This window comes from Flavobacterium sp. (assembly GCF_024305175.1).
In the GTDB taxonomy this organism is placed as follows: Bacteria; Bacteroidota; Bacteroidia; order Flavobacteriales; family Flavobacteriaceae; genus Flavobacterium.
Genome location: NZ_JAMWYY010000084.1, coordinates 1 through 11,770, shown reverse-complemented (window position 1 = coordinate 11,770; position 11,770 = coordinate 1). Strand labels below are relative to the sequence as shown.

Annotated in this window: 8 protein-coding genes; 4 read left to right on the top strand and 4 right to left on the bottom strand. The window is 40.4% G+C overall.

Annotated features, from left to right (window positions below; genetic code table 11):
• Positions 1-85 precede the first annotated feature (85 nt).
• Entirely contained in the window at positions 86-4,900 is a 4,815-nt protein-coding gene (locus Q0K96_RS14200; protein WP_297334641.1) for an Ig-like domain-containing protein, read from the top strand.
• 617 nt (positions 4,901-5,517) lie between these two features.
• Here Q0K96_RS14200 and Q0K96_RS14195 read toward each other — a convergent pair.
• The gene (locus tag Q0K96_RS14195) at positions 5,518-6,150 is read right to left on the bottom strand and encodes a chloramphenicol acetyltransferase (RefSeq protein ID WP_297334640.1); all 633 of its coding nucleotides are present in this window, start codon (positions 6,148-6,150) and stop codon (positions 5,518-5,520) included.
• A 131-nt stretch (positions 6,151-6,281) separates the two neighbouring features.
• A complete protein-coding gene (gene metG / locus Q0K96_RS14190; protein WP_297334639.1) occupies positions 6,282-8,348 on the bottom strand; it encodes a methionine--tRNA ligase in 2,067 nt (688 codons plus the stop codon).
• Positions 8,349-8,553: 205 nt separating this feature from the next.
• Between metG and Q0K96_RS14185 the strand changes: the two genes are divergently transcribed.
• The 3 genes from Q0K96_RS14185 (at position 8,554) to Q0K96_RS14175 (ending at position 10,717) form a co-directional block, all read left to right on the top strand.
• Entirely contained in the window at positions 8,554-9,450 is an 897-nt protein-coding gene (locus Q0K96_RS14185; protein ID WP_297334642.1) for an LD-carboxypeptidase, read from the top strand.
• Entirely contained in the window at positions 9,450-9,809 is a 360-nt protein-coding gene (locus tag Q0K96_RS14180; protein ID WP_297334638.1) for a YraN family protein, read from the top strand. The genes Q0K96_RS14185 and Q0K96_RS14180 overlap by 1 nt, the downstream gene beginning before the upstream one ends.
• 245 nt (positions 9,810-10,054) lie before the next feature.
• A complete protein-coding gene (locus Q0K96_RS14175) occupies positions 10,055-10,717 on the top strand; it encodes an aspartate kinase (RefSeq protein WP_297334637.1) in 663 nt (220 codons plus the stop codon).
• Positions 10,718-10,923: 206 nt separating this feature from the next.
• Here Q0K96_RS14175 and Q0K96_RS14170 read toward each other — a convergent pair whose 3' ends face one another.
• Positions 10,924-11,352 (bottom strand): VOC family protein, encoded by a 429-nt coding sequence (locus Q0K96_RS14170; protein ID WP_297334636.1) that lies wholly within the window; start codon positions 11,350-11,352, stop codon positions 10,924-10,926.
• A 21-nt stretch (positions 11,353-11,373) separates the two neighbouring features.
• On the bottom strand, positions 11,374-11,770 hold a 397-nt coding region (locus Q0K96_RS14165; RefSeq protein ID WP_297334635.1), incomplete at its 5' end, for a hypothetical protein.

Below are 11,770 nucleotides of genomic sequence, written 5' to 3'. Positions count from 1 at the left end.
AAATTAAAATATGATATACATTTGCAACCGCAACCAAAAATAGTTATGCCCCCCATAACTACCTAATTTAAAATTAATTACTAAGATGAAAAGAACATTACTTTTGCTAATGCTATTGCCCCTATTTTGCTTTAGCCAAAACTCCAATGAACTCCTTGTAAGATGGGAAGGAACCAGGATAAACTGGGGAGATCCTTCAACAAAACCTATGTATTATAATACTACTACCCCATCATTAACGGGTAATAGTGATATGACTGCCGCTGACGCAAGCGGAGCAGGGATATCGTTTAATGCTAACGATCTTTATACCGGTTTTAAAGGCATTAACTGGCCAACTGATGCAAATAGTCCTGACTATAATAAGTACTACCAGTTTGCTATAACAGCAGGCGCCGGAAAACAGATTAAAATTAACCATTTTGTATTTCAACAAAGTGGTAATTGCGATAAGATAAGGGTTCGATATGCTAAGTCATCAACCGGTGCGCCGGCTAACAGCAGCTTTACAACACTTGGTAATGTAAATAATGCTGGCAATGTGCAAAACCAAAATATAGTTTCTGCTTTCCCGGGCAGCTATTATATTTTGCCGGGAGAAACTTTATACATAAGGATATACGGTTACAAGGTTAATGCTAACGACAACAGGATGTTTATAAAGCATAACTCTCAAACCAATAACAGTGCAAACCCGAGCAGTATAGGCCCTGCTATATATGGTGTTGTTTCTTTAGCCAGTGGTGTAACAGCTTCTGCTGATACTGCTTCAACAACAGAGAACAGCGCTGTAAACATTAATGTATTAGCAAATGATATTGCAACAAACACTACCGTATCAACTGTTACCATACAACAGCAATCTGCCAATGGTACTGCCACAGTACAACCGAATAATACCATTACTTTCACACCAAATAACGGCTACTCAGGCACTACAAACTTTCAGTATAAAATAACAGGAGCAGATAACTCTAACTCTATAGCTACTGTTACAGTAACTGTTAACCCATTTGTAGCACCTACCGCCAATAACGATACTGCCACAACAGGACAAAACATACCGGTTACTGTTAATGTGCTTGGTAACGATGTAGCAGGTGACGGAACTATAAACAGCATACAAATTACATCAGGCCCTGCAAACGGTACTGCAGCCGTAAACGGCTCAAACAATATTGTTTACACTCCAAACGCGAGCTTTACAGGTACAAATACTATTACATATAAAATTACCGACAGCAATAACAAAACCGCTACAGCTACACTAACTGTAACTGTTGTTGCGGTACAGCCAGCCGTTGCTGCAAACGATACTGCTGCTACAGCAAAAAATACACCTATCACATTAAGCGTTACAGCCAATGATAATCCGGGTAACAGTGCTATTGTAAGTGTAGTGGTTTCAGGAAATCCTTCTTATGGTACTGCTATTGTAAATGCGGATAATACTATTACTTACAGTCCAAACAATGGATACACCGGATACGATTCATTCGCTTATACAATTACTACTGCTTATAACTCTGTATCTACCGCTACTGTTAATATGACGGTTTTACAGCCTACCGCAACAGGTTCATTATGCGGCATTTATTACATTGGTGCCGGCCCTCAAAATGACTTTGACACTATTACAGAAGCTGTTAACCACCTTAACCAATATGGTGTAACGTGCCCTGTTACTTTTATCCTTAGCGATGTTCTGTACAACAATGCATCAGGCGAGGTTTTCCCTATAACAGTTAATAACTTTTCAGGAAGCTCTGCCGTAAATACGGTAACATTTAAGCCTCAATCCGGGATTAACGTACGTGTAGAAGCGTTTCGTGATGCTGTAACAGGAAGCTATACCGGTGTACCTGCAGTATTTAAGCTTAACGGTGCCGACAATATCGTGTTTGACGGAAGCAACACAACTAACGGCACTACAAGAAACCTTTTCTTAGTTAATTCAAGCTTTGCAGGCCCGACTGACCTTAGCAATGATTACACCGACAGGTCGGTTATATGGATTGCAAGTGCAAACAGCTCTAACGGTTCTGACAATATTACTGTAAAGTATGTACAGATAAAGCAGACCTATAAGAACAGTGGTGACAACTATTGTTTTGGCATTTACTCTGGTGATACTGCAATTGCAGGCAGCAATGAAATAGCTGTAGCACAGGCACAGGCACAAAACAACAGCCTGAATGTTATTGGTAACGACTTTATGAATGTTAAGCAGGCTGTATTTGTAAACGGCAGCAGCAGCATAGCGCAAAACATCAACATCTCTAAAAATGATTTTGGTGCCGAAAACAATACAGAATCTGTAATACTTCCTATTAAGTTACACAACGTAAATAACTTTACAATTTCAGAAAACTATATCTACAAACTGTATCGTAATACTCCTGCCGCCGACCTTGCTGCAGGCGGTATCAACATTACAGGTAATTCAAGAAACGGTTCTATTGTAAGAAACAACCTAAGAGACCTTGTAAGGAATATCACCAATTCGCAGATATTTGCCGGTATAGTACTTAGCTCTACTTATGCAAACAGCAATATAACTGTTGCAAACAACTTTATACTTGATGTAACAGCTAATGGCAACAGTGGCGGCTATAGTAACGGTTACGGTATAGTAGTAGATCAGGGTTCGGGATATAAAATATATAGCAACAGTGTTGTCCTTAATGCAAACCAGCCAAGCACAGAGGTAAACTTTTCTGCTGCACTTTATGTAAACAGCAATGTAACCGGGCTTGATGTTCGCAACAACATTTTTGTAAACACACAAACCAATACAGCAACAGTTAGGTCGGCTATTTTCGTGAATAACGACGTTGACAACCTTAACAGCGTGTTTACCCATCTTGACTACAACAATTATTTTTCTACAGATAAAATAGGTTATATTGCCAATCAGCATGATGTAAATCCTACATGGCCTCAAAACCCTGATTATGTAACCTTATTTTCAGCATGGCAAAGTGCGCTTAACAATACCAACAACAGCGCAAACGCAAATAATAAAGATGCACACTCACTAAATGTGATGCCACAGTTCTTATCAGGAACAGACCTGCACCTTGCTGAGGCCAACACTGCGCTTAACAATGCAGGCACACCAATTGCTGCTGTAACAAAAGATATTGACGGGCAGGTAAGGAACACTGCCACACCGGATATAGGCGCTGACGAATTTGGTGCTATACAAATGCCGGTTGCAGGTTCAGGAACAGGTATATACTGCGACAACTCTGTAACCTGGGATGGTAACACATGGGTTGGCGGAGAGCCTACAGCACTTACAGATGTTATTTTTGCGGCAGATTATACGTTTACAAACGAAACGCTTTATGCCTGCTCTATATTTGTTCTTGAAGGTGCAAATGTATTGTTTGAAGAAAATGCAAATGCTGTTGTTACGCATGCTGTATCTGTTGATGATGATGCTACGCTTACATTTGAAAGCAGCTGTAACCTTTTACAGATAGAAAATGTACAGAATACTGGTACCGTAACCGTAAAAAGGAACAGCTCAAGGCTTAAGCGCTTAGATTATACAGTATGGTCTTCTCCGGTTACAGGATCACAGTCACTGCTTGATTTCTCTCCAATGACAGTTCCTAACCGTTTTTATGCACTAAATACACAATTAAACATATACACATCTTACCCTGACCCTGACAGCGTATTATTCGAAAAAGGGCATGGTTACCTGATACGTGTACCTAACAACTTCTCTGCAACAGTACCACAGGTTTTTGAAGGAGAATTTATAGGCACACCAAACAACGGTGATATAAGGATACCTATGCAGTATGTGGGCCAGTACAGCTTTAACATGATTGGTAACCCATATGCATCTCCAATTAATGTAAGGAAATTTATAAATGCTAACCTTGACAATATAGAGGGTACACTTTGGGTATGGAGGAAAACAAACAACCCTACAAAATCTACCTATGCAACCATAACCAAATCGGGCTATGTGGCTAACAATGCTCCCGGTGGTGGTGGTGTAAATGGCAATAACGGTAATGATTTAATTGGTAACCCGTTTGACATTATAGAAGACGGTGTACTAAACACAGGACAAGGTTTCTTTGTTAATGCACTTGCAGGTGTAGATGTTGTATTTAAAAACAACATGCGTGAGGTTGTAAACTACAATAACTTCTTCCGCTCTCAGGAAGCTGACGAAACCGCAGAAGAAAGCCTTACCAGCCGTTACTGGTTAAATGTAGTAACTGAAGACGAAACAGTGTTCAGCCAGATATTAGTAGGTTACTCTCCTTACACTACAAAAGTATATGACAATGGTTATGACGGTCGTTCTTTCCTTGATGGTACAGTTAGCTTATATACTATAATACCAAATGGCGAAGAGGATGTTTATAAGCTAAGCATACAATCTCGCGATGCATTCTCTGTAACAGATACTATTAAAGTAGGCTTTATATCTAATATAGCAGGAACATTCAAGCTTACAATAGACCACATGGACAACTTGTTTGCAAATGGCCAGGATATATTTGTGGTAGATAAGCTTATGGATGTAACACACAACCTGAACAATTCTGACTATAACTTTGATTCGGAAGCCGGTACTTTTGAAGACCGTTTCGAAATCATATACTCAACTCAGGCATTAGGTAATGATACACACGTTATAGCTGATAAAGACATTGTAGTATATCAAAATAACGGAGAGGTTACAATAAACGCTCCGGAAACTATAGCGGCAGTAACTATATACGACCTTACAGGTAAAACGGTATATACCCAAAACAATATAGACAGCACAGATTTTGCTGCAGCAATCGCCATGAAACAGCAGGTAGCCATAGTGGTAATTACTATGGAAAACCGCCAGGTGATCACTAAAAAAATTATGATGAACTAAGGTTCTCATAATAATTAGTAATTTTTTAGTTGGATGTAAGTCCCGCCAAAAGCGGGGCTTTTCAAAAGAAATTCCGGCAAATGCATAAATAAGCTTGCCACACGATAATTGTAATGATTCAGGTCATTATAAGTTTTAGTAATTTTTTAGTTGGATGTAAGGTCCCCCGCAGGTTTGCTCCTGTGGGGGATTTTATTTAACAGGTTAGGTGCGCACGAAAACAGTATAAAAAAGTTATTTTACAGCTAAAAAAAATCTCAATTTGTGCTTGCGATAAAATAAATAGCACTATATTTGCACTGGAAGAAGGAACATTTTAATAATTACATTTATCGGCATTAAACGCTAACCGGCTCATCAGGCTGGAATTTGTTTTGCAAGGAAAGATACATTTAATCTTGTATCTTAAGTATTAGAAGATGTAATTATTATTTTAACAAAACGATTTCTCGAGTACTGACTTATATACAGAACAACAGATAATTACCAAAAGGCAATGTTTAATGCTGATGGTAATTATTACAGTAATTATGGTGGATTAGTCTATCGTAATTGTTTAGTAATTTTTTAGTTGGATGGATCCCCGGCATTAGCCGGGGTTCTTCATTTATAGAAGTTTACACTTTCTCATCAAGCTTTTGCTGAAGCAATTCAAAAAACAGGCCTGTATGGTAGCCGTCCATAAGTGCGTGGTGCACATGCACCGAAACAGGCATCATTTTGCGTCCGGATACATCTGTCATTTTACCTACTGATATTTTAGGACAGCTATCCGGAAAAGTAAAACTCCTTGCATGAGACAGCGATGTAAAATTAACCCACGGTATCGCTGAAAAATGAATAAGGTTGTCTGCTTCAAAACTGCGCGTAAACAGTCCCGGTGTTTGCCTAACCCGCTCTATCTCCTGTTTGGCACCTTTGTAAAAAGCATCAAAGTCAGGATGATACTCAATCAATGAAAAACCAAACGTGTTATCTTCTCTTGTAAGCGTTGCCGAAACATCTACCCTGTCATACACCGACACCTCACCGCCGCTAATGCGATACCTGAACTCCTCTATGCCGTTTACAGCGGCAGCAATCCTGTGGGTATAATAAAGAAAAAAAGACACTCCAAGCGCCTTAGCTTCAGTATAGGCGGTTGTAACATCTACATCAGCCACCAGTCCAAAAAAAGGTTCATCAAACTTGCGGAAAAATTCAAAATGCTCATGGCGGGGCCAGCTTTCTATATCTAATTTTTTGTACATATTGCAAACTTTAAAAAAATAAAACAGCCCCACTTGCAAGGCTTAGTGCGGCTGTTTGTAATATAATTTGTATTTACTTTTAATATTTTTTAATTACCAACACCAGTAATCGGATATTATACATCCGGGAGTTAGCTTATCATCTCGCCATTGCCTACACCTTCAGCATCAGGGTTTACAAAAACCAGTTTGCCCTCGCTGCTTTGTGTCATCAGTATCATACCCTGGCTCTCAACACCACGTAGTGCGCGTGGCGCAAGGTTAACCAGCACTGTTACCCGCTTGCCAATGATATCTTCGGGCTTAAAGCTTTCGGCTATCCCGCTAACAATAGTGCGCACATCAATACCCGTATCTACTTTAAGCACCAGCAGCTTGTTTGCTTTCGGCATTTTCTCTGCTTCAAGTATAGTTCCGGTGCGGATATCCATCTTGGCAAAATCTTCAAATGCTATCAGGTCTTTCTGTGGTTCCACTTTCCTGTTCTCCGTCGCATTAGCGGTTTTGGTTGCTTCCAATTTATCTATCTGTTTTTGTATCTCTTCATCTTCAATCTTGGCAAAAAGAAGTTCGGCCTGCCCTATGGTATGCCCAGCCTTTATAAGTGCTGTTTCAAGGGTAATAGTATCCCATGAAAGGGTGCTGTCCTCTTCAAGCTTCAATATTGCTTTAAGCTTAGCAGCCGTAAAAGGCAGGAACGGTTCGCTTAGTACCGCAAGCGCGGTAGCTATTTGCAACGCTACATACATTTGCGTTTTAACCCTTTCCGGATTTTCCTTTATTACCTTCCACGGCTCTTCGTCGGCAAGGTACTTGTTGCCAAGGCGGGCAAGGTTCATAAGTTCTGTTAGTGCCTCCCTAAAGCGGTAGCGCTCTATGCTGCTTGCAATAACAGCGGGATAGGCGCGCATTTCGGTAAGCGTAGCTTCATCTACATCTGTAAAATCGTTTGGTTGCGGCACTACCCCTTCATAGTACTTATTGCTAAGCACCACTACCCTGTTAATAAAATTACCGAATATCGCTACCAGCTCATTATTATTTCGTGCCTGAAAGTCTTTCCACGTAAAGTCATTATCCTTAGTTTCGGGAGCGTTAGAGGTAAGCACATAGCGCAACACGTCCTGCCTGCCCGGAAAATCCTGCAAATACTCATGCAGCCAAACCGCCCAGTTTTTAGAGGTAGATAGCTTGTTGCCTTCAAGGTTAAGGAATTCATTCGCCGGAACGTTATCAGGCATAATATAGCTGCCTTCTGCCTTTAGCATGGCAGGAAATATTACACAATGGAAAACAATATTATCTTTTCCTATAAAATGCACCAGCTTGGTGTCATTGCTTTTCCAGTACGGTTCCCAGTCTTTACCCTCGCGGGCTGCCCATTCTTTTGTAGCGCTTATGTAACCGATAGGCGCATCAAACCAAACGTAAAGCACCTTACCTTCTGCCCCCTCTACGGGCACAGGTATACCCCAATCAAGGTCTCGGGTAACAGCGCGCGGCTTTAAACCATCCTCAAGCCATGATTTAACCTGACCGTACACATTGGGTTTCCAGTCATTTTTATGACCTTCCAACACCCATTCGCGTAAAAATGCATCATATTGGTCCAGTGGCAGGAACCAGTGCCTGGTGCTTTTCAATACAGGCTTTGTTCCGGTTATGGTCGATTTCGGGTTTATAAGGTCGGTAGCATTAAGCGATGAGCCGCATTTTTCGCACTGGTCGCCATAAGCCTCTTCATTGCCGCAGCGCGGGCAGGTACCGGTAACAAAACGGTCGGCAAGAAATTGTTCTGCCTTTTCATCATATAGCTGCTCCGTAACCTCTTCTATAAACTTGCCTTCATCATACAGCTTCCTGAAAAATGCCGAAGCGGTATCGTGGTGCACTTTAGCGGATGTACGCGAATAATTATCGAAAGAAATACCAAAATCTTCAAAGGATTGTTTGATTATGCCGTGGTATTTGTCTATAACCTCCTGTGGGGTAATGCCCTCTTTTTTGGCTTTCATAGAAATTGCCACGCCGTGCTCGTCGCTTCCGCAGATAAAAGCCACATCTTTTTGCTGCAGCCTTAAAAAACGGGAGTAAATATCGGCAGGCACATATACGCCGGCAAGGTGTCCTATGTGTATGGGGCCGTTAGTATAAGGCAATGCTGCCGTAACGGTATATCTTTTCGGGTCTTGTATCATCAGGAAAAATAATTTAAACGCAAATGTACAACATAGTTATAAAGTTAAAAAGCCGCCGCCTGAAAGTTTGCAGTACCGCCACCGTTGCAATAAGCCCGATTTTTGATTAAGTTTGTTATGAGCCAAAACGGAAACAATGCAGCGGATTTTAAACACACTACTTATAACCCTTATTTTTATAACCTCAGCACAGGCACAAGACCAAATGAAAATACCACCTTACCTAAAAAAAGGAGATACTGTTGCCATACTGGCAACTGCACGCAAAATAGATATGGCACCCCTTAAACCTGCTATTGCATTACTAAAAAGCTGGGGGCTAAATGTGGTTACCGGTAAAACCGTCGGACTTGACAACAACCAGCTTGCCGGGGCCGACTGGCAGCGTGCCACCGACTTTCAGGAGATGATAGACGACCCTGCCATAAAAGCGGTGTGGTGTGCCAAAGGCGGTTATGGCACCGTGCGCATGATAGACAGGGTAGATTTTACAAAATTTAAAAAGAACCCCAAATGGATAATAGGTTTTAGCGATGCCACCGTGTTGCACAGCCACATCAATAACATGAACATTGCCACGCTGCACAGCATAATGTGTATAAGTGTAGCCAATGCAACTAACGAGGCGAAAGAGTCTTTACATAAAGCGCTTTTTGGTGAAACATTAGCCTACACCATACCCGCCCACCCATTTAACAAAAAAGGCACTGTAACTGCCGAGCTTATCGGTGGCAACCTCTCGGTACTTTACAGTATATTAGGCTCAAGGAGCGAACCCGATTATAAAGGTAAAATACTATTTATAGAAGACCTTGACGAGTACCTGTACCACATAGACCGCATAATGATGAACCTGAAGCGCAACGGTTATTTTGCCAATGTGAAAGGCATTATTATAGGCGGCATGAGTAAAATGCGCGATAACGACATCCCGTGGGGACATGATGCCCTTGAGATAATACAGGACATAACGAAAGAATATAACATACCGATATGCTTTAACTTTCCCGCAGGACATATTAACGACAACAGGGCATTAATACTTGGCAGCGAGGTTACACTTACTGTTACCGAAAGCGGCACAAAGGTTACATTCAATTAATGGCGGGGCATAACGAGCTGGGCAAACTGGGCGAGGAACTTGCTGTTGCTTATCTGCAAAAACAGGGTTATGACATAATGGAAACCAACTGGGTTTACCTGAAGGCGGAAATAGATATTATTGCCCGGAAAGATGATGTGCTGGCAGTGGTTGAAGTAAAAACAAGATCGTCTTTAGAGTATGGGCTGCCGCAGGACTTTGTAAAGCCTAAAAAGATACAACTGTTAGTAAAAGCCATTAACGAATACATTATCCGTAACGACCTTGATGTAGAGGCGCGTTTTGATATTATTGCCATACACAGCAACAAAGGAAGCTTTGAAACCGAGCACCTGGAAAATGCTTTTTATATCTTTTAAGTTTAATCTTTAGCAAAAAGACAAATAACGTATTGTTTTGTTTAAGGCGTTTTCATAAAAAACAATTCATGCAAAAAATGAATTTGTTGCTTTTTTATCAGTATAACAATTAAAAAAGATGCTATAACCAAAAAAGCAACAGGTAAGCTGTATTATATATGAATTTTATATTGTTAAATATTTAACAGAATGTTTTAGTTTGTATATTTGTTACGCTAAACAACTACAACTACAACCTCTTAACTATGAAAACAATATCTTCTGTAGTGGAACACTACATTAAGACGAAGCCCTTTTTGCTGAGCGCACTCTCTCAGGGTATCATTAACCTTACATCGCTTGCCCGCAACATGATGCCGGAACTGGAACAGGAACTGGGTAAGGACATAAAGCAGGGCGCAGTGGTAATGTCGCTTAAAAGGTTGTCTGAAGATCTTGATTTCAGGCTTAACCACAAAATCGTAAAGGTGCTAAAGGCAATAGGCGAAATAACCGTACGCTCTTCTTTAACAGACTATACTTTTGCCGTATCGGACACGTTGCTTAACAAACACGCAGAACTGATAACTACTATTAACGCCAACCCTGAGATATTTTATACCTCATCACGAGGGGTTAACGAAGCCAACATAGTGGTAAGCTCATCCATAAGCCATATTGTGGACCGCCTTTTTGCAGATGAAAAAATGATAGAGCGTACTGACAACCTTGCATCTATCACTGTAAAATTACCAAAGGATAACATATCTACCCCGGGAGTGTACTATTACATTTTCCAGAGGCTGGCGTGGGAAGGTATTATAATAAACGAGGTAATTTCTACCTCATACGAGTTTACCATACTGGTAAGCGAAGATGAAGTAGACCTAGCCTTTAAAGTGATAAAAGACCTGAAGAATCTTCAGTAAAACAACAATATTACAGGAGGCGGCACAAAAGTGCCGCTTTTTTTATTTTATAAGGTAGGGTATTTAATTATTGAACTGTTATAATTGCCGTGGGCTGTAACCTCACAAACATAAACAACTTTTAAAATCCAACCACTACTTAAATAATGCCAAAGGCGGTACTGTATAGTACCGCCTTTTTTATCTATATATACTCTACAGGAATATTAACGCCTTTCATTAAAGCTTACCATCCACTCGATGCCATACCTGTCGCGGAACATACCAAAGTAAGCCCCCCATGGGCTATCTCCTATAGGCATTTCTACAGCACCGCCCGCAGACAGCCCATTGTATAATCTGTCGGCTTCTTCCTTGCTTTCGGCAGTTATAGAAATCTTGCTGCGGTTTTCCTGCTCGTTCACAGTCCCCAGCATTTTGGGCACATCGCTGCCCATAAGGTAACTTCCGGCACCAATAGGCAATGAAATATGCGCAATCTTATGCAGCTCGTGCTCCGGGAACGGATGCTCAGGGTTGGAGAAATCTTTAAAGTGGGAAACGGTTTCGAACTCGCCGCCAAATACCGATTTGTAAAAGGTAAAGGCTTCTTCGGCATTGCCGTTAAAATGGATGTATGGGTTTAAGTGTGGCATGGGTGGTTTTAAAAATAGAATTTATTTAGATTCAAATATTAATTTTTGTCCCATAGACTCAATTGAATTTTTGCCACGCTGAAAACACTCTGATAAAAGGTCTAAATCGTTAGTGTATTTTAATGCCTTTAGCAATAATTCCTTTTCTACATCCGTCCATGACTCATATGCTCTGGGATAGTTTTTCCTAGCATTTAAAACATATTCAGAAAGATTTTCAGTTTTAATAATCCCTAATTTACTTATTTTTTCTTTTAACTGCTTAATTGCATTCTCACTTAGATTATTAAATACCTTTTTTTGAAAAAAATCAATCTTTTTATATTCGAAATCCTCAATAGTTTTAGACTTATTTTCTGTAAGATACAAATTAAAAAAATCAATAAGTTGTCCTTTAGAGTAAACTTTATTGTATTTG